The following is a 20,639-nucleotide window of genomic DNA, read 5'->3' as shown; positions in this document are numbered from 1 at the left end:
CACGACGCCCGGCCCTATTTGCTTTGCGGATAGGTGATGATCGACAGGTATTTCGCCGGCAGCTCGATCAGCTCGATCGGCCCATGCGGCGCATCGGCGTCGAACAGCAGCGTGTCGCCCGGCTCCAGCCGATAGACCTGCTCGCCATGGCGATAGCCGACGATGCCTTCCAGCATGTAGAGCAGCTCGATCCCTTCGTGCTGGAAGGTCGGGAAGCGGTCGCTCTCGGTGGTCAGCACGATCATGTAGGGCTCGACCACCACGCCGGAATTGTTCGAGCCGATATGGCCCAGCAGGTGATACTGGTGCCCGGACCGGGTGCCGGCGCGCTCGATCTCGACGCCCTGGCCGGATTTCACATGCATGGCGCCGCGCGGCTCGGCATAGCCCTGGAACAGCTGGATCAGCGGCACCCGCAGGGCATTCGCCAACGCCTGCAGGGTGCCCAGCGAGGACGAGATCACCCCGTTCTCGATCTTGGACAACATGCCGACCGACAGGCCGGTCTGCATCGCCAGATCGGCCCCGGTCATGCGCTGGCGCTTGCGCAGCTCGCGCACGGCGCGGCCGATGGCGACCTCGAGGTTGCGTTCGGAACTGTCGCGCAGGGCATGCGGATCCTGCGACAGTTTCATCTGGCTGACCGATTTCCTGGCCATGTCGGCTCGGCCTCCTTTCCTCAGAGGAAAGAAGTCTGCTGAGGATTGCGACGGATTACAATCCTCGGCAGAGCCTTGGCCGCTTCCTGTGCCGGATTTGTCGCTTTTCACCCCATTCGCTCGGAGGCATAGGAACCCGGGGATGGCGGGAAGACGACGGTCTTGTTGCCATTGAGGAAGACGCGGCGGTGGATATGGGCGTGGATGGCGCGGGCCAGGACCTGGCTTTCGACGTCGCGGCCCAGCGAGACATAGTCGTCGGGCGACTGGGCATGGGTGACGCGGATAATGTCCTGCTCGATGATCGGGCCCTCGTCGAGGTCGGCGGTCACGTAATGCGAGGTGGCGCCGATCAGCTTCACGCCGCGCTCGAAGGCCTGCTTGTAGGGATTGGCGCCCTTGAACGAGGGCAGGAACGAGTGGTGGATGTTGATGATCCGGCCCGACATCGCCTTGCACATCTCGTCCGACAGGACCTGCATGTAGCGCGCCAGCACGATCAGCTCGGCGCCCGAATCGCGCACGATGCGCATCTGCTCGGCCTCGGCCTGCGGCTTGTTCTCCTTGGTGACCTTGATGCAGTGGAAGGGGATGTCGTGGTTCACCACCACCTTCTGATAGTCCATGTGGTTCGAGATCACCGCCACGATCTCGATCGGCAGCGCGCCGATGCGCCAGCGATACAGAAGGTCGTTCAGGCAGTGGCCGAAGCGGCTGACCATGATCACGACCTTCATCTTCTCGGCCTCGTCATGGAAGGCGGAGACCATGCCGAAGGCCTTGGCGGTCTCGGCGAAATCGGCGCGCAGCTCCTCGAGGCCGACGCCCTCCTCGGACAGGAAGCTGACGCGCATGAAGAACTTGTCGTTCTCCATGTCGTCGAACTGGCTCGAGTCGGTGATGTTGCAGCCCTTCTCGGCAAGATAGCCCGAGATGGCGGCAACGATGCCCCGCGTCGTCGGGCAGGCTACGGTCAGGCAGTATTTGGTCATCGTGCTCTCCACTGTGCCCGGGCGGGGGCCCGGCTTCTTTCTTGTGCAAATATCCCGGGGGAACGCGCCCGTGGCCCCACCCTGGGGCCGCGGGCGCGTGGGGGCAGAGCCCCCGCGCCCCCCGGCAGTCTCAGCCGACCAGCTCGGGGTCGGGCAGCCCGTTCGCCCGGCAACAGGCGGTCAGCGTATTGGCCAAGAGGCAGGCGATGGTCATCGGCCCGACGCCGCCCGGCACCGGGGTGATGGCGCCGGCGACCCGGGCCGCGCTGTCGAAATCCACGTCGCCGACCAGCCGGGTGCGGCCATCCTCCTCGATGCGGTTGATGCCGACGTCGATCACCGTGGCGCCGGGCTTGATCCAGTCGCCGGGGATCATCCGCGGCCGGCCGACGGCGGCGACCAGGATGTCGGCGGTGCGGCAGACCTCGGCCAGGTTCCTGGTGCGGCTATGCGCGATGGTGACGGTGCAGCTGTCGCCCAAGAGCAGCTGCGCCATCGGCTTGCCGACGATGTTCGAGCGCCCGACCACGACCGCGTTCAGCCCCGAGAGATCGCCCAGCCGGTCGCGCAGCATCAGCAGGCAGCCCAGGGGCGTGCAGGGCACCATGCTCTTCTGCCCGGTGCCCAGAAGGCCGACGTTCAGGATATGGAAGCCGTCGACGTCCTTGGAGGGCTCGATGGCGTTGATCACCGCCTCGGCGTCCATATGCGCGGGCAGCGGCAGCTGCACCAGGATGCCATGCACCGCCGGGTCATGGTTCAGTTTCTCGACCAGCGCCAGCAGCTCTTCCTGCGCCGTCTCGGCCGGCAGCTTGTGCTCCCAGGAGGCCATGCCGGCCTCGCGGGTCTGGATGCCCTTGTTGCGGACATAGACCTCCGAGGCCGGGTCCTCGCCCACCAGCACCACCGCAAGACCCGGCACGATCCCCCGCGCCTTCAGACCCGCAACCCCGGAGGCAACACGCCCCCGCAAACCCAAAGCAAACGCCTTCCCGTCAATGATGCTGCTCATGCCCGGGTCTCCTGCTGTTCGGCGGCGTCGATGAGTGCGTGCCAGATGGTGCCGGCGGCCGAGCGCATGCCCAGCACCGCCAGCCGGTCCGCGGCGCGGCGGATGACGAAGATGCTCATGTGGTGAAAGCCGCAACGGGTGGCCGAGCCGGGGCCGAAGCGGGCCGGATCGACATTCACCAGCTTTTCCATCAGCGCGACCAGCACCGGCTCGGGCGCGGCGATCTCGAAAGCGGCGAAACCGTCGGTCTGCTCGGTCGCCGAGACGCCGGGGCCGGCGAGCCGGGCGGCGACATCCCGGGTGGCCTGGCCCGGGAACTCGACCATCCACTGGTCGGGTCCGGTCCAGAAGGCGGCGACGTCCTGGCCCTGGGCCCAGCCGCCGGGGCCGGGCAGCGTCAGGCCCAGTTCGGGGACCGCGCCGCCCCGGCGCAGGGCCAGCGAGGCCAGGCCCAGCTCGGCGTTTTCGGTCAGGGTCACCGCACCGATGGTGCGGCTTTGCGGCACGGCGGCGCCCAGGGCGCAGATCGGCGTCAGGTCAGTCACGGACGCGGCCTCCTTCGGGGTCAACGAAATGGGCCGAGACCACGCGCATCCGCACGGACTGGCCTTGCAGCGGGTTGGCGGCGACCACCACCTCGCCCTGGCGGCTGTCGCCATTCACCAGATAGCCCAGCCCGATGGCGCTGCCGACATGCGGCGAATAGCAGGCCGAGGTGATCCAGCCCTGGTCGTTCGCAGTATCCTGCGCCGCGCCTTCGGCAAAGAGATGCGCCCCGGCCATGACCGGATCGGCGGCATTGACGGGCTGGAACCCGACCAGCACGCGCCGGTCGGCCACCAGGCCCTCGCGGCGCGACAGCACCGCGCCGATCGAGTCCTTCTTGGTCGAGACCATCCTGCCCATGCCGAGCATCTGCGCGGTGGTCTGGCCGTTCAGCTCGTTGCCGGCGGCATGGCCCTTTTCGATGCGCAGCACGCCCAGCGTCTCGGTGCCATAGGGCGTGGCGCCCAAGTCGGCGCCGACCTCCAGCATCCGCGCCATTAGCGCATTGCCATAGCGCGCCGGCACCGCGATCTCATAGGCCAGTTCGCCCGAGAAGCTGATGCGGAAGAGCCGCGCCCGCAGACCGCCGCAGACCGTCAGGTTGGCGCAGGCCATGAAGGGGAAGCCCTCGTTCGACAGGTCGAACCCGTCCACCACCCGCTCCAGCAGCTTGCGGGCATGGGGGCCGGCGACCGACATCTGCGCCCAGGCATCGGTGGTCGAGATCAGCTGCACGTCGAGCTCGGGCCACAGGCATTGCCGGCAGAACTCCATATGCTTGTAGATCGTGCCGGCGTTGGCCGTGGTCGTGGTCACGACATACTGATCCTCGGCCAGCCGGGCGCAGGTGCCGTCGTCCCAGGCAAAGCCGTCCTCGCGCAGCATCAGGCCATAGCGGACCATGCCGACCTTCAGCGATTTCATCGCATTGGCATAGACCCGGTCCAGGAACTCGCCGGCATCGGCGCCCTGCACGTCGACCTTGCCCAGCGTGGTCACGTCGCAGATGCCGACGCCCGCGCGGGTGGCCAGGACCTCGCGGTCCACGGTCTGGCGCCAGGTGGTTTCGCCCTTGCGGGGGAAATACTGCGCCCGCATCCATTGCCCGACCTCGACGAAGACCGCGCCCTGCGATTTCGCCCATTCATGCGTCGGCGTCAGGCGGCGCGGGCGGAAATGCGCGCCGGTGTCGCCGCCGCCCAGCACCGACATGGAAACCGGCGTATAGGGCGGGCGGAAGATTGTCGTGCCGGTCTGGTTGATCGACTGGCCCGTCAGTTCGGCCATCACCGCAATCGCGGTCACGTTCGAGGTCTTGCCCTGGTCGGTCGCCATGCCAAGCGTGGTCCAGCGCTTCAGGTGCTCGACCGGGCGCAGGTTTTCCACATAGGCCAGCTTCACGTCCTTGACGGTCACGTCGTTCTGGAAATCGACCCAGGCGCGGCCCTTGCCGGGGACGTGCCACAGCGGCCTGAGGTTCAGCGCCTCGTCCTCGGCGCGGGGCAGGTCGGGCAGATGCGCGCTGATGCCGATGTCGGCCAGCGCGGCGACCGCCGCCTGCGCGCCCGAGGCCAGCGCCTGCGCGGTCGAGCCCTTGCCGGCGGCGGCGCCGGCGATGGAAAGGCCCGCGACATTGCCGTCCTCGGCCAGGAAGGCCTGCGCGGCTTCGTTCCAGACCGGCCGCCCGCGATGGTGCGAGGCGATGTGCAGGTTCGGGTTCCAGCCGCCCGAGACGCCGAGCGCGCCGCAGTCGATCCATTCCGCGCGGCCGTTCTGCGTCACCTCGACCTTGGTCAGGCCCAGCCGGCCCTTGCTGTCGGTGACCATGCCGCCGGCGATGGTGCGGTAGCTGCCGCGCGCGGTCGCATCGGGGCGCGCATCCACCACGGCGGCGATCTCGACCCCCTTGGCGGCCAGGTCGGCGGCGGTGCGGTGGCCGTCGTCGTTGTTGGTAAAGATCGCCACCCGCCTGGCCGGGCTGACCGCCCAGCGGTTGGCATAGGCCCGCATCGCGCCCGCCATCATCACCCCGGGCCGGTCGTTGTTGGCGAAGGGAATGTGACGCTCGGTCGCGCCGGCGGCCAGGATCGCGCGCTTGGCGGTGATGCGCCACAGCGTCTGGCGCACGCGCTTGCCGGGCGTCGGCAGGTGGTCCGAGACGCGCTCGACCGCGCCGTAGATGCCATGGTCGAAGGCGCCCCAGACCGTGGTGCGGCGCATGACGCGCAGGTTCGGCAGGCTGGCGAATTCGGCCTCGACCTCGGCGATCCATTCGGTCGCCGGCCGGTCCAGCGGCGCGCTTTCGGCCAAAAGCCGGCCGCCCAGGCGGAAGTCCTCGTCGGCCAGGATCACCCGCGCGCCGGTCCGCGCCGCGGTCAGTGCCGCCGCAAGCCCCGCCGCACCGCCGCCGATGACCAGGAGGTCGCAATGCAGGAAGCCCGCGTCATAGCTGTCCGGGTCGGCCTGCATCGACAGGCTGCCAAGCCCCGCCGCGCGGCGGATCATCGGCTCGTAGAGCTTTTCCCAGAACGCCTTGGGCCACATGAAGGTCTTGTAATAGAACCCCGCCGCGAAGAAGGGCGACATCAGGTCGTTCACCGCCAGCAGGTCGAAGCCCAGCGAGCCGACATGGTTCTGGCTGCGGGCGTCCAACCCCTCGAACAGCTCGGCCACGGTGGCGCGGGTGTTCGGCTCTTGCCGAGCGCCGCTGCGCAGTTCGACCAGCGCGTTCGGTTCCTCGGAGCCCGCGGTGAAGACGCCGCGCGGGCGGTGATACTTGAAGCCGCGGCCCATCAGCCGCACGTCATTGGCAAGCAGGGCCGAGGCCAGCGTGTCCCCGGCATGGCCGGTGTAGGACTTGCCGTCGAAGGTGAATTTCAGGCTGCGGTTGCGGTCGATCAGACCGCCGGAAAGACGGGTCATGCCGCACCGCCTTTCAGCATCGCCAGCTTCACGTCGCGGGCAAGCTCGGCGCCCAGGATCTCATGCGTGACGGTGTTGCGGGTGACGACCAGCCAGCTGCGGTCGCCCTGTTCGTGGAACCACAGCTCGCGGTGGACGCCGGCCGGGTTGTCGCGCAGGTGCTGGTATTCATAGAAGCGCTGCGGCGCGTCGGCGGCCATGCCGTCGGGACGCTCCAGCAGGGTGGCATCGCCAAGATACGAAAACTCTTCCGAGTCGCGCAGGCCAAGCAGGGGATGGGGGATCAGCATGTCATGGCCCTTCAGTGCAGATTGGGCGTCGCGCCCATGCCTTTTTCGTCGATGGGATAGCCGCGCTCGAACCGATCCAGCCGATAGGCCTTGGCGGTGTCATGCGGCGTGTCGGTGGCCAGAAGATGCGCGAAGGCATAGCCCGAGGCCGGGGTGGCCTTGAAGCCGCCATAGCACCAGCCGGCGTTCAGGTAGAGCCCCTCGACGGGCGTCTTGTCGATGATGGGCGAGCCGTCCATCGACATATCCATGATGCCGCCCCAGACCCGCAAGAGCCGCGCCCGGCCGATGGCCGGCATCAGCGCCATGCCGCCCTGGGCCACATCCTCGATCACCGCCATATTGCCGCGTTGGGCATAGGAGTTGTAGCCGTCGATGTCGCCGCCGAAGACCAGGCCGCCCTTGTCGGACTGGCTGACGTAGAAATGCCCGGCGCCGAAGGTGATGACGCCGTCGATGGTGGGTTTCAACCCCTCGGAGACGAAGGCTTGCAGCACGTGGCTTTCGATCGGCAGGCGCATGCCCGCCTGGGCCATGACCCGGCCCGACGAGCCCGCCACCGCGACGCCGACCTTGTTCGCGGCGATATAGCCGCGCGAGGTCTCGACGCCGCGCAGCTTGCCGCCCTCGATGCGGAAGCCGGTGACTTCGCAGTTCTGGATCAGGTCCACGCCGGCCCGGTCGGCGCCGCGGGCATAGCCCCAGGCCACGCCGTCATGGCGCGCGGTCCCGGCCCGGCGCTGCAAGAGCCCGCCCTTGATCGGGAAGCGGGCATTGTCGAAGTTCAGCCAGGGATACATGGCCCGCACGCCCTCGCGGTCCAGCAGTTCCGCATCGGCGCCGGCGAAGATCATGGCATTGCCGCGGCGGCGGAAGGCGTCGCGCTGCGCGTCGGTATGGCACAGGTTCAGGATGCCGCGCTGGCTGACCATGGCGTTGAAGTTGAACTCCTGCTCGAGGTTCTCCCAGAGCTTCATCGAGAATTCATAGAACGGCTCGTTGCCCGGCAGCATGTAGTTCGAGCGGATGATGGTGGTGTTGCGCCCGATGTTGCCCGAGCCCAGCCAGCTTTTCTCCAAGACCGCGATGCGGGCCTTCCGGAAGGTATTGGCCAGGTAATAGGCCGTGGCCAGCCCATGTCCGCCGCCGCCCACGATGATATAGTCATAGGACGGTTGCGGATCGGGATTGCGCCAGATCGGCTTCCAGCCCTTATGGCCCGTCAGGGCCTCCTTGATGACGCGAAAACCCGAATATCTCACGGTGTCAGCACTCCGATTCGCCTTTCCTCACAGGAAAGATACGCGGGATTTTCGGCGTCATTTGTCTTGAACGGACAAAAAATTGCCTTTAGGGGACAGGGGCGAAGTTTTTGTGACGCGAGGGCGGCATGGCCGAGGAAATGCTGCGAATCGGCTTCATCCTGACGCCGGAATATTCCCTGATGTCGCTGACCGCCGCGGTCGAGCCGCTGCGCGCAGCGAACCAGCTGGCGGGCCGCGCCCTCTATCGCCCCAGCTATCATTCCGTCGCCGGCGGCTTTGCCGCGTCCACCTCGGGCGGCGGTTTCGCGACCGAGACCCTGCCCGATCCGGCGGCGCTGGACCTGGCGCTGGTCGTCGCCGGCGGCAACCCGCTGCGCTATGAGGATGCGGCGCTGGCGCGGGGGTTGCGGGCGTTGCAGAACCGCAAGGTCCGGCTGGGCGGGATTTCCGGCGGCGCGGCGATCCTGGCCCGGCTGGGGCTGATGGAGGGGCGGCGCTTCACCCTGCACTGGGCGCATATCGACGCCCTGGCCGAGCACCAGCCCGACCTGCTGATCGAGCGCGCGCTTTATGTCATCGACCGCGACCGCTTCACCTGCGCCGGCGGGGTCGCCGCGCTGGACATGATGTGTGCGCTGATCGCCCGCGACCACGGCGCGGGTTTCGCCCGGCAGGTGGCCGAGTGGTTCATCCACCCCCGCGCCCGCAATGCCGACGAGCCGCAGCAATCCCCGGTCGCCGAGCGCTTCGACCTGCGCCACCCCATGCTGGCGCAGGCGGTGGACCTGATGTTCAGCCACCTGTCCGACCCGCTGACGCCCGAGCAGATCGCCGCCCAGGTCGGATGCAGCCCGCGCCAGTTGCAGAGGTTGTTCAGCGATCAACTCGGTTCCTCGATGATGGAGTTCTATCGTGAGATGCGGCTGCGCAAGGCCGACGAGCTGGTGCAGCAGACGGCGTTGAGCATGCTGGACGTGGCGCTGGTCACGGGGTTCACCAGCGCCGCGCATTTCTCGCGGCTTTACGCGGCACGGTTCGGCATGCCGCCGGCACGGCGCCGGCAGGCGATGCGCAAGCGGCCCTAGTCCGGGTAGATGCCGGGCGAGGTGGGCGCGCCGTCGTCGAATTGCGACAGGTATTCGACGATCAGCGGCTTGTTGACCAGGAAGCCCTTGTAGGTCGCCAGGTCGTCCGGCACGTCGCGGATCACCCGATGCAGCCGGCGGCCCCATTTCGGCACCTTCACGATGTCCTCGAGCGCGCAGAGATAGCAGCGGATCGGGAACACGATGGCGTTCGAGCGCGGCAGCCGGAAGAAGGTCTGCAACTCGACGCGCAGATATTGCTTCTGGCCGACGTTTTCCGGGGTCAGCGTGCGCTTTTCCGGACCCCATTCGGGATAGGTCTCGGGGCTGGTGTCCAGCCGCGGGTTCACGGTCATGGTCCAGTTCAGCCGCCGGGCCGGCGTGTCCTGCTGCACGTTCAGCAGGAACTTCAGCGCCCGCTGGAAGATGCCCATTTCCGCCGCGCGCGGCACCGGCGCGTGCCATTCGAAGAAGTTCATGCCGATGTCGAAATCCAGGCTCCAGTCGGCCTGCGAGGTCACCATGCCCGCATCCATCCACAGGTTGTTCTCGCGCTGGTCCAGCAGCGCGAAATCGCCCTGGGTCTGGCGGGTGATGTATTCCATCGGCCCGTAGGGCAGGCTGAGATCGTCCATGAAGGTGAAGCTGTCGTCGATGCCCAAGGGCTTGTTCACCCAGCGCCAGCGGTCGCCGTCGCGGTGCAACTCGAACAGGTCCGGATAGTCCTCGGACTTGGCGGTCATGATCAGCTCCAGCAGATCCCAGCCCGCCAGCCGCATATGCGGCAGCGACTGGCAGCGGCCCGGGTCGCGCTGCAGCGTGATGGCGCGGTCCGCCATCTCGGCTACGTAATGCTCGTCCACGTCGAAGCGGCGCTGGAACACGCTGTGGTCGGGACCGGCGGCGCGATGCGGCTCCATGTTCACCGAATACATGTATTCGTCGCGGTCGAAGGGGAAGGGAAAGCGGCGGATCGCGGCGGGCGAGTTGTGATAGCTGTAGTCGCCGCGAAAGCTTTCCTTGTTGAAGGTGATGGTCATCGGAGCCTCCTATCGGTCGATGGTCAGCAGCCGGCCGCGGAAGCGCGACACGCAAGGCATGATCTTGCGGGCGCGTTCCTCGGGTTCCAGCCAGTGGTCGTGGTGTTCGATGGTGCCGTCGCATGCCAGCACATCGGTTTCGCATTGCCCGCAGGCGCCGCCCCGGCACAGCCAGGGCGCGTCGATGCCGGCGTTTTCCAGCGCCTCCAGCAGGCTTTCATGGGCGCCGACGGTCAGGGTCTTGTGGCTGCGCGCGCAATGCACCTCGAAGGGCTCGCCGGGGGCGGGGGCCAGGAATTCCTCGGAATGCAGCGCGTCGCGGGGCCAGCCGAGCGCCAGCGCAGAATCCAGCACCGTCGAGATCATCCGGTCCGAGGCGCAGACATACAGATGCGTGCCGAGCGGCTGCGCCGACAGCATCGCGCCCAGGTCCATGCGCGAGCCTTCGGCGCTGACATGGACATGCACGTCCTCGGGCAGCAGGGGCAGGGCGGCCAGCTCGTCGCGCGCCCGCACGGCGTAATGCAGTTCATAGGGCAGGCCCAGCCGCCGCAGCTCGCGCACCTGCGCGAGGAAGGGCGTGATGCCGACGCCGCCGGCGATCAGCAGGTGCTTGCGAGCCTTGAGGTTCAGCGCGAACAGGTTCACCGGATTGCCGATATGCATCAGCATCCCGGGCTGCGCCTCGCGGTGCATGAACAGCGAGCCGCCGCGGCCCTGGTCCTCGCGCTGCACGGCGATTTCGTAGCCCGAGCCGTCCTCGGGGTCCGAGATCAGCGAATAGGCGTTGCGGCGCAGGATGTCGCCGTCCTGCATCTCGACCATGACATGGGCGCCGCCGGAAAACAGCGGCAGCGGGCCCCCGTCGGGGCGTTCGAAGCGAAAGCGGGTGATGCGGGGCGACAGCGTTTCGCGCGCGGTCAGGATCAGGGGTTGCATCAGCGGATCTCCACGGGTTCAGGCACCTCGCCGGGGGTTTCGGCGTCGATGCAGACGCCCTGGAAGGCGCCCAGCCGGCGCGAGAAATGGTCGCGCACGAACAGCGCCCGGCCGCAGCCGGGGCAGATATAGGGATCGGTCGTCACGCCCTCGGCGACGGTCTTGCAATGCACGCATTGCATGCGCCGCGCGGCGGTGCCGCGATGTTCGGACTGGATCGCGCCCAGTGGCAGGCCGGCATCCAGAAGCTGCGCCTGCGCCTGCGCGATCAGCCCCTCGGAGCCGGCGAGAAAGGCCTGCAAGCCCATCGCCGCGCCGTCCAGGGCGCGCTCCAGCGCCGCCGGCAGTTCGGCGGTTGCGCCAAGCGTGACAAGGTTTGCCGGGTTCAGCGCCCGCAGCGCGGGGGCCATGGAAAAGCCGTCCTGAAGATGCAGCAGCGTGGCCTTGGCCATCAGGTCGGGCGCCTTTTCGGCCAGCGCGACCAGCGCCGCCGCGCCGGCGTCGTCGGCGACCATCAGGGCGCTGCGACAGGGCCGCGGTTCCAGGGTCGCGTAAACCGGGCGGCTGGTGAAGGTTTGGGTCGGCGGCGAGCTCATGGCGGTGGTCCCTGGCAGATTTGGCTGAGGGGGCGGGGGCGGCAGTCCCGCCCCCGGCCGGTGGCTTAGCCCTTGGCGGTGCGGCGTTTCTTTTCCGGGTCGAAGAACGGCATCTGGCCGGTGGTCGCCGCGATCTCGCCATGGGTGGCGCAGTTCACGACCAGCTTGGTGCCGTCGTTCGCCAGTTCGACCGGCAGGCGGGCGATGGCGACGGTCCAGTTGTTCAGCGGCGAATGCATGGCCTGCGTCACCACGCCGACCTGCTTGCCGTCCTGCATCACCGGGGCGCCGTTGCCGGGCACCTTGTCGCCTTCCAGCTTCAGGCCCCAGATCTTGAAGCGCTCCTTGCCCTTCAGGCGGTAATGCTCGTCCGCGCCGCGGAAGCCGGTCTTGCCGGGCGAGACGGTGAAGTCCAGGCCCAGTTCCCACAGCGTATCACCGCCCGGCTCGTTGTCGAAGGGATACATCTCGCTGTTGTCGTAGGGGAAGAACAGCAGGTAGCTTTCGGTCCGCAGCATGTCGAGCGTGGTGAAGCGGCAGGGGATGATGCCCATCTCCTTGCCCTCGTCCAGGATGCGGTCCCAGACCAGCCCGGCGTCCTGGCCGCGCACGAAGATCTCGTAGCCGCGCTCGCCGGTGTAGCCGGTGCGCGAGATCATCACCGGCTTGCCGAAGAGCGAGGTCTGCATATGCGCGAAATAGGGCAGGTCGCGGATGCCGGGGACATGCTTGGCCAGGTAGTCCACCGCCAGCGGGCCCTGCAGCGACAGGTCGTGCAGGTTGTCGTCGAAGATCACCGCCACGTCGCGGCCATAGGCGGCCATGGTCAGCTGCTCGAAGCCCTGGCCGGCGCCATGCACCACCATGAAGGCGTTCGGGCCGGTGCGATAGATCACGCAGTCGTCGATGAACTTGCCGGCGTCGTTCAGCATGCAGGCATAGACCGAGCGGCCGGGCATCAGCTTTTCCAGGTTGCGCGTGGTCGCGCGCTCGATGACATGGCTGGCGGCGGCGCCGGTGATATGGACCTTCTTCAGGCCCGACACGTCCATCAGCCCGGCCTTGGTGCGGATCGCCATGTATTCGGCATCCGGGTCGCCCGAGGTATAGGACCAGGCGGTGCCCATGCCGCTCCAGTCCTCGAGCTCGGAGCCAAGGGCGCGGTGGCGGTCGGCCAGCGTCGAAAAGCGCCAGGAATTCGTCATCTCGTCATTCTCCCATAGTCTTCGTTGGGGCGGGACCGGGCTGCCGGCCCCGCCGATTTCGGTCAGGTCGGCAGCTGGAAGAACCAGTTGCTGAACAGCACCACGCAGGCGCCCGCGATCAGGGCCAGATAGGGCAGGATGCCGGCGCGGCGCGGCCCGAGGTCGCCGTGATCGGACAGACCCAGATCCTCCATCGCCTCGCGCGGGAAATGGCCCTTGTCCTGGTAATAGTGGCGGAACCAGAACACCGGCAGGATGAAGCTGGCGAAGATCAGCCCCGACCACAGCGCCCCGGAATAGCCCCAGACCTTGGCGCCGGCGCCCAGGAACATGGCGTTCACGAAGGCCAGGAGCGTGTTCACCCCGATCAGGAAGGTCGGCGCCCGCCACGGCCGCTTCAGGTGCGGGCTGTCGATGCGGTGGATCCAGCCGGCGTTCAGGTTCATGAAGTTGAAGGTCAGGTAGCCGACGTTCGAGATGGCGAGCACGTAGAAATAGCCCGTCGCATCCGAGGCCAGCGCCAGCAGGAACAGGTTGAAGCCCAGGTCCGTCCACATGGCGTTGGTCGGCGCGCCATGCTCGTTGACATGGCTGAGATAGCGCGGCAGCCAGCCGTCGCGCGAGCCCTGGTAGAGCGTCCGCGACGATCCGGCCATGGCGGTCATGATGGCCAGGAACAGTGCCAGGATCATCAGGATGACCAGGATCTGCGTGACGACCGCGCCGCCGTTGACCAGGCCCGCCAGCGCCGCGCCGACGCCGGTGCCGTCGACGATGCCGGGCGCCAGCATCCCCTCATGCCCCAGCACGCCCTGGAAGGCGAAGGGGATCAGGAAGAAGAAGACGATGCACAGAAGGCCCGAATAGAAGATGGCCTTGAAGGTGTCGGTCTCGGGGTTCTTGAACTCGGCCGTATAGCAGACCGCGGTCTCGAAACCATAGGTGGACCAGGCGGCGATATACATGGCGCCCAGGAACAGCGTCCAGCCGCCGATGTTCCACATCCCGTCCGTCGCGGCATAGGCGGTGGTCGGCGGCACGATGCCGGTGACGTTCATCGTGTTGATCGAGCCGTTCAGGATCGGCACCAGCCCGACCAGCAGCAGCGGCACCAGGACGACGATCGCCATCACCCGCTGCGCCTTGGCGGTCGAGGAAATCCCGCGGTGTTGGATCGCGAAGATCATCAGCATCAGGATCAGGCCGATCACGAAGGTCGCGTTGAAATGCAGCGTGCCGAGGCCCGGAATGGTCAGCGTCAGCGCCTCCCAGGTGCGGAAGGCCGGGGTCAGCGCCGCGACGCCATCGGCCTGGGCCACCGCCTGGATGGCGGCATCGACCGCGGTGCCGGGATGGGCGGCGATATAGTCGATGACCGACTGCGTCTGCGCCGTGTAGCTGCCGATATTGGCCGCGACCCAGTCCATCACCTGCGGCGCATTGGCCAGCGGGATCGGGAACAGCGCGTTCAGGATATAGCCCGCCGCGATGGCGCAGCCCAGGGACAGCACCGGCGACCAGGCGAACCAGTTGCACCAGACCGACAAGGGCGCGATCAGCTTCGAATAGCGCAGCCAGGCCGTCGCGCCATAGACCGAGGCGCCGCCGGACTTGTTGCCGAACATGCCGGCCATCTCGGCATAGGTGAAGCTTTGCAGAAAGCCCATGCACATGGACAGCATCCAGACGACGAAGGCGGCCTTGCCCGCCACGCCGGCGATGCCGCCGATGGAAAACAGGACCAGGGGCGGCACCCCGGCCGCCACCCAGAAGGCTCCTCGCCAATCCAAGGCGCGGTGCAGCGTTCCCTGCGCGGCCGAGCCGTCGCCCCCCGTCGCGCCGACCATCGGGCCGGTCGTCGATTGTTCAACCATAAGCGCGTTTCCCTGTTGGACAAGCCGCCCCGGACCCTGTCGCGGTCGCTTTCAGGCTGGCTCGGTATGTTGCGGCGCCGGGGCACCCCTCATGCCCCGGCGGCATTCCCTTGCTTTGTCCGTCACAGGCAGCGACAGGCGCACCCCTCCGCGATGCGGCGGGGGTTCTGTCCGGCACCCGGCAGCCCTGGGGCTGCACGAGGCCGGCCAGCGTCTTGGGACGCCGGGCTGCAATCATGTCGAACCTCTCTGTCGTCAGCGCCGCGGTTTCAGGACCGCGGTCGTTCTTTCTTCGGGTCGTAATGCGGGAAGGCGGTGATGCGCGCGGGCAGGCGCTTCTGCTGCCCGTCGAGCTTGCCGACCTCGATTTCGGTGCCCTCGGCCGCATGGGTCACGTCCACGCGGGCGAGCGCGATCTGCTTGTCCAGAAGCGGCGACCACATGGCCGAGGTGATCTCTCCGATCTGCGCCCGGCCGATATGCAGGCAGTCGCCGTGATGCGCCGGGATGCGGCTGTCGATCTCGATCCCCACCAGCTTCCAGCGCGGGTTCTCCTTGCGCCGGATCAGCGCCTCGCGGCCGATGAAGTCGTCGGGCTTGGTCTTCAAGGGCACGGTGAAGCCGATGCCGGCCTCGAACGGGTCGGTCTGGTCGGTGAATTCGTAATCCGCGAAGATCAGCCCGGCCTCGATGCGCAAGAGGTCCAGCGCGGCCAGGCCCATGGGCTTGATGCCATGGGGCGCGCCGGCCTCGGCCACGGCTGCAAAGACCTCGGCCCCGTCCTTCGGGTGGCAGAAGATCTCATAGCCCAGCTCGCCGGTGTAGCCGGTGCGCGAAACCACGACCGGGGCGCCGTTCGGGCCGCCGATCCGGCCCACGGTCCAGCGGAACCAGCCCAGTTCCGGGATCGCGGTCTGGTGCGGCGCGGTCCAGATCGCCGCGTTCATCACGTCGCGGCTTTTCGGCCCCTGGACGGCCAGGTTGTGCAGCTGGTCGGTCGAGGAGCGGATCATCACGTTCAGCCCCAAGGCCTGAGCCTGCTCGCGCATCCATTCGCCGCCGTAATCGGTGCCGCCGATCCAGCGGAAACGGTCCGGGCCCATGCGGAACAGCGTGCCGTCATCGACCATGCCGCCATGCGGATAGCACATCGCGGAATAGACCACCTGGCCCACGCCCAGCTTCTTGACGTCGCGGGTCAGCACCCATTGCATCAGGGCCTCGCTGTCCGGGCCGGTCACCTCGAACTTGCGCAGCGCCGACAGGTCCATCATGGCGACGCCGCTGCGGCAGCTGCGGTATTCCTCTTCGGGCGAGGAATTCGGGAAGGTGTTCGGCAGCCAGAAACCCTTGTATTCGATGAAGTCGCGGGTCAGCGCGGCGAAATTGTCGTGGAAGGCGGTCTGTCGGGTCATGATCGGCTCTGACTCTGGCATGGGCCGCCAGGCGACGGCGCGCTGGAAGCGTTCGCTGGCGGCATAGCTGCGGACATGGATGTCCGACAGGTGCCAGCCGTTGGCGGGGCTGGTGTCGTCCGGGCAGGCCGAGGACACGCAGACGATGTCGGTCAGCGCCCGCAGCAGCACGTAGTCGCCCGGCCGGGACCAGGGCTCGTCGGTCATCAGCACGCCATGCGCGTCGATCCAGGTGTTGAAGAAGAAATTCGCCGCCATCCAGCCCTTGCGCGGATCGACGCCGTATTCCGCCAGCGCGCCGTTGAAATTGTCCGAGCAATTGGCGTGGCCGGGATAGCCGATGTCGTCATAATATTTCGACGAGCAGGCCATGGCAAAGGCGTCGTGCCGGCCGCAGGTATCCTGCACCACCTCGACCAGCGGGGTATTGTCCTGGTCGAAATATTTCGCATGCAGGCCGGGCATGGCATAGCTGTGGCCCAGGATGGTGCGGGTCGTGGTGACGTCCAGCGGGTTCTGGATGCCGCGATCCAGCTTGCGGGCGTCGAAACACTGGAAATCCGTGCATTGCCGGCCGTCCACGTCCTGGATCTGGATATATTCGCCGGCCCGGACCAGATAGGCCTCGGCCGTGGCGGATTTCACCCGGATGTCCAGGATCGGATCGGCCAGCGGGTCGGGCAGTTCGAACCCCTGCTTGGCGCGCGGGCTTGCGCGGTCGACCAGCAGGGTCAGCGGGCTGGCGGTGTCGCCGCTCTCCGGGTCCATCGGGTCGCCGGGCGCGCATGCGATCAGCCAGCCGGCGCCTTCGGCGGTGAATTCGGCGCGGTCGCCGGCGGGGCTTTCCGCCCCGAACAGCACGATCGCGTGGTTTTTCGACAGGTCGATGCCGCGTGCCGCGATGCTGCGGGCAAGCCGGGTCAGGCTGTCCTCGCCCGAGCTCAGCGCCCGGCGCAGCCCGTGCGGCTCATCCGAGGCCGGGCCCAGCAGGCCGGGGCGGCCCTGCATGTCCACCGCGACCAGCTCGGCGCGCTGGCCGCCTTCGGCGTTGATGACGGTGACGCGGTCGCCCTGCGCCAGCGGCAGCAGCAGCGCGCCGCCGCCCGCGACGGTGTGGCGTTCCTGCGCCGGGGCGCGGCTGACGGGGGATGCGACGCGCAGCCCGCTGGGCCGGGGCGGTCCGGGGCGAAGCAGGCCGGGATAGGTGATGGCGCTCATCCGAGCCTCCATTGCCGGGAAAAAGACGGGGGTGGCGGATGCTGCCACCACCCCCAGTCGGGGGGATCAGTTGCGCAGATAGGCGGCCATGCTGTCGTCCAGCGCGTCCTTCCAGGGCGTGTGGTGCACCGGCGCCATGGTGCCGGTGATGACCGAGCGATAGCAGTGGTTGCGGAAGGCCATGATGTCCTCGGCCTTGTGATGCTTCCATTCGTAGAAGGCCGCGCAGGCGCCATCGACGTCGAAGCTGGGATAGTCGGTCTCGGCGATCAGCTCCTTGACGTAATCGCCCTGGTATTTGATCGCATATTTCACGTCGGGGCTGGCTTCCTCGCGCTCCTCGCGCTCGGCCACGTCGGCCAGCATCGCCTGCTTGTCGGCGGGAACCGCGATCCGGCCCAGGATGATGTCGCGCACATACCAGGCCTGGGCGTCGAACATATTGAAGGTGAACCACTGGTCCTGCATGCCGACATAGAACATGCGCGGGTTGTGGACATAGACCACGCCCTTGTAGAGATCCGCCGTCGCCAGCCGGTTCGCCGTCTTCAGCCGCAGGTCGTCCGGCAGGAACGGGAAATAATGCCGGTAGCCGGTGCACAGGATGATCGCATCGACCGCCTTGCTGGTGCCGTCGGTGAAGAAGGCGGTCTTGCCCTCGACCCGGACCAGCGCCGGCTTTTCTTCCCAGTTGTCGGGCCATTTGAAGCCCATCGGCGCCGAGCGATAGCAGGAGGTCACCGATTTCGCGCCATATTTCCAGCATTGCGAGCCGATGTCCTCGGCCGAATAGCTGGAGCCGACGACCAGCACGTCCTGGCCGCTGAATTCGCGCGCGTCGCGGAAGTCATGGGCATGGGTGATGCGGCCATAGAACTGGTCGAAGCCCGGGTATTCCGGCACGTTCGGCGACGAGAAATGCCCCGAGGCGACGATGACGTGGTCGAAGCGCTCGCGATAGACGTGGTCGCGCTCCATGTCGTGGACGGTGACGGTGAAATCCTGCGCTTCGTCGTCATATTCGATCCAGCGCACGACGGTGTTGAAGCGGATCCAGTCGCGCACGCCGGCCTTCTTCACCCGGCCCTCGATATAGTCGAACATCACCGCGCGCGGCGGATAGGATGCGATCTGCTTGCCGAAATGCTCCTCGAAGGAATAGTCGGCGAACTCCAGCCCCTCTTTCGGACCGTTGGTCCAGAGATAGCGATACATCGAGCCATGCACCGGCTCGCCATGTTCGTCGGTGCCGGTGCGCCAAGTATAGTTCCACAGCCCGCCCCAGTTCGACTGCTTCTCGAAACAGACGATCTCGGGGATCTCGGCGCCCTTGCGGGCGGCGGATTGAAAGGCGCGTAGCTGGGCAAGCCCGGAAGGGCCAGCGCCGATAACGGCGACTCGCTTCGTCATGTCATGCTCCCTGTGGTTCGGACCAATTTATGGTTCCGATATATTTGGATTGGACCAATTAGAGGCTCTGGTTCCCCGTTGGTCAAGAATTTTTATTGCGAGGAAGAGTTTCAGCGCGAAATTCCGTGTAACGTGGCGAGGATTCGCGCAAATCGGGAACGAACATGCAAAGCTCACTGGCACAGCGGCTGGCCCTTGCCGGCAGCCTGCCGCGAAATCTGCGCCGCAGCGCCGGTCCGGTCCGAATCGGCCTGCTTGCGCCGCTCAGCGGGCCGTCCGCGCCCTGGGGCAAGCCGGGGCTGGAGGGCTGCCAGATCTGGGCGGACTGGGTGAACGAACAGGGCGGGCTGATCCTGGGCGCGCAGCGCCGCCGGGTCGAGATCCTGGCCCGCGACGCCGCCATCGGTCCCGACGAAACCCGCATGGCCGCCATGGAGCTGGTCGAGCGGCTGGGGGTGCGGGTCATGCTGACGCTGGGGGGTGATTCGCTGGCCCCGGCGCTGCCTTGGCTGATGACGCGGCGGGTGCTGACCACGACGCTGCTGCCCTTTGACCTGTCGCCCGACACCCCCAGCCTGATCGCCCCGGCCGAGGTGCATCCGATCTTTGTCGTCACCGGCGTCGAATGGCTGGCCGAGGCCCGGCCCGAGCTGCGCCGCGTCGCGCTATGCAGCCAGGAGGACATGCTTGGCCTGCCCTCGCTTGCCAGCTATCGCGCTGCTTTCGCTGCGGAAAACATGACCGTGGTCTCCGAGCTGCGCTATCCGCCGCAGGAATGCGATGCCGAGGCGATGGTCACGGCCATGCTGGCGCAGGACCCGGAGGTGCTGTGCTGGTGCTCGTCCGAGCCGCATATGGTCCATGCCCTGACCGAGGCCGCCTTTCACGCCGGTTTCCGCGGCCCGATCCTGTCGGCCACCGGCGACAACTACCACCGGCTGGTGGCGCGGACCTCGGTCGAGTTCATGCAGGATTTCACCTTCCACTTCCCGGATTTCGACGATCCGGCGCTGGCGGGCACGGCGTTCTTCTTTCGCCAGCCGGCGGCCTTTCACGCCGCCTATCAGCAGCGTTTCCCGGGGCATTGGTCGGCGGTCAGCTGGGAATATGCCGCCGCGCTGGATCTGTGGCACCAGGCGGTCGAGATCGCCGGCACCACCGAGCCGCTGAGCGTGCTCGATTCGATGAAGCGCGGCGGCCAGATGATGCAGGTCTTCGGCCCGGCGCGCTGGTATGGCGAGGCGCTGTTCGGCATCGACAACGCCCTGATCGGCAACTGGCCGGTGGTGCGGGTGACCGATGGCGTGGCGCGCATCGCCAGCTTCCGCTCGGTCCTGGGCTGGCTCGACCGGCACGAGGCGCGGCTTCTGCACGAGATGGAGGCCCTGGGCCTGCTCTGGCAGCAGCGTGCCGGCATGGGCGGCAAATGGTTGCCGGGGGCGGGGATCAGTCCTCCTGCATGAGCAGGCGCTGTTCCTCGACCAGCATTTCCTGGACCAGTTCCGTCGCGGCGGCGATATCGCGCGAGGCGATGGCATTGAGCAGCGCGGCATGGACGCAGCGCTGGAAGGCCAGGCGCTCGGCCGTCATCAGCCGGCGCAGCATGGCGGCGCGGTGGCGCTGGCGGCGCGCCTTGACCACCAGGTTATAGCAGCTGACCAGCAGCGGGTTGCCGGTGCCCTCGGCCAGCTTCTGCTGGAAATCCTCCTCGGCGCGGGTGAACTGCGCCGGGTCGTTGGTCGCACGCATCTCGTCAACCAGCTGGGCCAGCGCCTCGATCCCGGCGGCGGGCATGTTCAGGATCGCCAGCCGCACGATCTCGGGCTCCAGGATGCCGCGGGTGACATGCAGGTGCAGGGGGCCGGTGGCGGCGGCGACCGGCACGGCATTGTCCCAATGCTCGGGTTCCACGACATAGGAGCCGGCGCCGGCGCGGCGCTGGATCAGGCCCTTCTGTTCCAGGATGTCCAAGGCCTCGCGCAGCGTATTGCGCGCCACCTGCAGGCTGGCGGCCAACTGGCGCTCGGCCGGCAGGCGGCTGCCGCGCGGGTAGTCGCCCGAGGCCAGCCGATTGCTCAGGGCGTCGACCACCATCTGCACGGCGGGCCCGGACGCGGGCTTGCCGGGCGGGGCGACGTGCGGCGGCTGCGGGAGAGACGACAAAATGGCAG

17 protein-coding genes are annotated in these 20,639 nt (G+C 67.4%); 2 read left to right on the top strand and 15 right to left on the bottom strand.

What is annotated here, in order from left to right; translation table 11 throughout:
• Positions 1 to 14: 14 nt before the first annotated feature.
• The 7 genes from PARN5_RS0120625 to PARN5_RS0120595 form a co-directional block, all read right to left on the bottom strand.
• Positions 15 to 659 carry an XRE family transcriptional regulator gene (locus PARN5_RS0120625; protein ID WP_018001669.1) on the bottom strand — a complete coding sequence of 215 codons (645 nt, stop codon included), beginning with the start codon at positions 657 to 659 and terminating at the stop codon, positions 15 to 17.
• A 107-nt stretch (positions 660 to 766) separates the two neighbouring features.
• Entirely contained in the window at positions 767 to 1,651 is an 885-nt protein-coding gene (gene purU / locus PARN5_RS0120620) for a formyltetrahydrofolate deformylase (RefSeq protein ID WP_018001668.1), read from the bottom strand.
• Between the two features lie 130 nt (positions 1,652 to 1,781).
• Positions 1,782 to 2,663, bottom strand: a complete 882-nt coding sequence (folD, locus tag PARN5_RS0120615; RefSeq protein ID WP_026155617.1) for a bifunctional methylenetetrahydrofolate dehydrogenase/methenyltetrahydrofolate cyclohydrolase FolD — start codon at positions 2,661 to 2,663, stop codon at positions 1,782 to 1,784.
• Positions 2,660 to 3,208, bottom strand: a complete 549-nt coding sequence (locus PARN5_RS0120610) for a hypothetical protein (RefSeq protein WP_018001667.1) — start codon at positions 3,206 to 3,208, stop codon at positions 2,660 to 2,662. The genes folD and PARN5_RS0120610 overlap by 4 nt, the downstream gene beginning before the upstream one ends.
• Positions 3,201 to 6,131, bottom strand: a complete 2,931-nt coding sequence (locus PARN5_RS0120605; RefSeq protein WP_018001666.1) for a sarcosine oxidase subunit alpha family protein — start codon at positions 6,129 to 6,131, stop codon at positions 3,201 to 3,203. The genes PARN5_RS0120610 and PARN5_RS0120605 overlap by 8 nt, the downstream gene beginning before the upstream one ends.
• Complete coding sequence (locus PARN5_RS0120600; RefSeq protein ID WP_018001665.1) at positions 6,128 to 6,421, bottom strand: sarcosine oxidase subunit delta; 294 nt, start codon at positions 6,419 to 6,421, stop codon at positions 6,128 to 6,130. The genes PARN5_RS0120605 and PARN5_RS0120600 overlap by 4 nt, the downstream gene beginning before the upstream one ends.
• An 11-nt stretch (positions 6,422 to 6,432) precedes the next feature.
• Entirely contained in the window at positions 6,433 to 7,683 is a 1,251-nt protein-coding gene (locus PARN5_RS0120595; RefSeq protein ID WP_018001664.1) for a sarcosine oxidase subunit beta family protein, read from the bottom strand.
• A gap of 128 nt (positions 7,684 to 7,811) precedes the next feature.
• Here PARN5_RS0120595 and PARN5_RS0120590 point away from each other — a divergent pair, with 128 nt between their 5' ends.
• Complete coding sequence (locus tag PARN5_RS0120590) at positions 7,812 to 8,771, top strand: GlxA family transcriptional regulator (RefSeq protein WP_018001663.1); 960 nt, start codon at positions 7,812 to 7,814, stop codon at positions 8,769 to 8,771.
• On the opposite strand, the gene PARN5_RS0120585 is transcribed toward PARN5_RS0120590, so the two are convergent.
• The 7 genes from PARN5_RS0120585 to PARN5_RS0120555 all read right to left on the bottom strand — a co-directional run bounded on the left by PARN5_RS0120585 (position 8,768) and on the right by PARN5_RS0120555 (position 18,468).
• Entirely contained in the window at positions 8,768 to 9,811 is a 1,044-nt protein-coding gene (locus PARN5_RS0120585; protein ID WP_018001662.1) for a DUF3445 domain-containing protein, read from the bottom strand. The genes PARN5_RS0120590 and PARN5_RS0120585 overlap by 4 nt on opposite strands.
• Positions 9,812 to 9,820: 9 nt before the next feature.
• Positions 9,821 to 10,750, bottom strand: coding sequence for a PDR/VanB family oxidoreductase (locus PARN5_RS0120580; RefSeq protein WP_018001661.1), 930 nt, complete (start codon positions 10,748 to 10,750; stop codon positions 9,821 to 9,823).
• Entirely contained in the window at positions 10,750 to 11,346 is a 597-nt protein-coding gene (locus tag PARN5_RS0120575) for a dimethylamine monooxygenase subunit DmmA family protein (RefSeq protein WP_018001660.1), read from the bottom strand. The genes PARN5_RS0120580 and PARN5_RS0120575 overlap by 1 nt, the downstream gene beginning before the upstream one ends.
• A gap of 65 nt (positions 11,347 to 11,411) precedes the next feature.
• The gene (locus PARN5_RS0120570; protein ID WP_018001659.1) at positions 11,412 to 12,551 is read right to left on the bottom strand and encodes an aminomethyltransferase family protein; all 1,140 of its coding nucleotides are present in this window, start codon (positions 12,549 to 12,551) and stop codon (positions 11,412 to 11,414) included.
• 62 nt (positions 12,552 to 12,613) lie between these two features.
• Positions 12,614 to 14,425, bottom strand: a complete 1,812-nt coding sequence (locus tag PARN5_RS0120565) for an APC family permease (RefSeq protein ID WP_018001658.1) — start codon at positions 14,423 to 14,425, stop codon at positions 12,614 to 12,616.
• 269 nt (positions 14,426 to 14,694) lie between these two features.
• A complete protein-coding gene (locus tag PARN5_RS0120560; protein ID WP_018001657.1) occupies positions 14,695 to 17,058 on the bottom strand; it encodes an aminomethyltransferase family protein in 2,364 nt (787 codons plus the stop codon).
• A gap of 66 nt (positions 17,059 to 17,124) precedes the next feature.
• Positions 17,125 to 18,468, bottom strand: a complete 1,344-nt coding sequence (locus PARN5_RS0120555) for an NAD(P)/FAD-dependent oxidoreductase (protein WP_018001656.1) — start codon at positions 18,466 to 18,468, stop codon at positions 17,125 to 17,127.
• Positions 18,469 to 18,632: 164 nt separating this feature from the next.
• On the opposite strand from PARN5_RS0120555, the gene PARN5_RS0120550 reads away from it, so the two are divergent.
• Positions 18,633 to 19,931, top strand: coding sequence for an ABC transporter substrate-binding protein (locus PARN5_RS0120550; protein WP_018001655.1), 1,299 nt, complete (start codon positions 18,633 to 18,635; stop codon positions 19,929 to 19,931).
• Here PARN5_RS0120550 and PARN5_RS0120545 read toward each other — a convergent pair.
• Positions 19,915 to 20,562, bottom strand: a complete 648-nt coding sequence (locus PARN5_RS0120545; protein ID WP_018001654.1) for an FCD domain-containing protein — start codon at positions 20,560 to 20,562, stop codon at positions 19,915 to 19,917. The two genes, PARN5_RS0120550 and PARN5_RS0120545, sit on opposite strands and share 17 nt — an antisense overlap.
• Positions 20,563 to 20,639: the final 77 nt, after the last annotated feature.

Origin of the sequence: Paracoccus sp. N5 (assembly GCF_000371965.1) — a bacterium.
GTDB lineage: Bacteria > Pseudomonadota > Alphaproteobacteria > Rhodobacterales > Rhodobacteraceae > Paracoccus.
Note: the sequence above shows the minus strand (reverse complement) of the source record. Positions and strands in the feature narration are given on the sequence as shown.

What these genes read in the sequence shown, in the direction of transcription:
- PARN5_RS0120570 (WP_018001659.1), bottom strand. Translation starts at nt 12,551, where the DNA reads ATGACGAATTCCTGGCGCTTTTCGACGCTGGCCGACCGCCACCGCGCC.
- folD (WP_026155617.1), bottom strand. Translation starts at nt 2,663, where the DNA reads ATGAGCAGCATCATTGACGGGAAGGCGTTTGCTTTGGGTTTGCGGGGG.
- PARN5_RS0120555 (WP_018001656.1), bottom strand. Translation starts at nt 18,468, where the DNA reads ATGACGAAGCGAGTCGCCGTTATCGGCGCTGGCCCTTCCGGGCTTGCC.
- PARN5_RS0120545 (WP_018001654.1), bottom strand. Translation starts at nt 20,562, where the DNA reads ATGGTGGTCGACGCCCTGAGCAATCGGCTGGCCTCGGGCGACTACCCG.
- PARN5_RS0120625 (WP_018001669.1), bottom strand. Translation starts at nt 659, where the DNA reads ATGGCCAGGAAATCGGTCAGCCAGATGAAACTGTCGCAGGATCCGCAT.
- PARN5_RS0120575 (WP_018001660.1), bottom strand. Translation starts at nt 11,346, where the DNA reads ATGAGCTCGCCGCCGACCCAAACCTTCACCAGCCGCCCGGTTTACGCG.
- PARN5_RS0120585 (WP_018001662.1), bottom strand. Translation starts at nt 9,811, where the DNA reads ATGACCATCACCTTCAACAAGGAAAGCTTTCGCGGCGACTACAGCTAT.
- PARN5_RS0120560 (WP_018001657.1), bottom strand. Translation starts at nt 17,058, where the DNA reads ATGAGCGCCATCACCTATCCCGGCCTGCTTCGCCCCGGACCGCCCCGG.
- PARN5_RS0120590 (WP_018001663.1), top strand. Translation starts at nt 7,812, where the DNA reads ATGGCCGAGGAAATGCTGCGAATCGGCTTCATCCTGACGCCGGAATAT.
- PARN5_RS0120550 (WP_018001655.1), top strand. Translation starts at nt 18,633, where the DNA reads ATGCAAAGCTCACTGGCACAGCGGCTGGCCCTTGCCGGCAGCCTGCCG.
- PARN5_RS0120580 (WP_018001661.1), bottom strand. Translation starts at nt 10,750, where the DNA reads ATGCAACCCCTGATCCTGACCGCGCGCGAAACGCTGTCGCCCCGCATC.
- PARN5_RS0120605 (WP_018001666.1), bottom strand. Translation starts at nt 6,131, where the DNA reads ATGACCCGTCTTTCCGGCGGTCTGATCGACCGCAACCGCAGCCTGAAA.
- purU (WP_018001668.1), bottom strand. Translation starts at nt 1,651, where the DNA reads ATGACCAAATACTGCCTGACCGTAGCCTGCCCGACGACGCGGGGCATC.
- PARN5_RS0120600 (WP_018001665.1), bottom strand. Translation starts at nt 6,421, where the DNA reads ATGCTGATCCCCCATCCCCTGCTTGGCCTGCGCGACTCGGAAGAGTTT.
- PARN5_RS0120565 (WP_018001658.1), bottom strand. Translation starts at nt 14,425, where the DNA reads ATGGTTGAACAATCGACGACCGGCCCGATGGTCGGCGCGACGGGGGGC.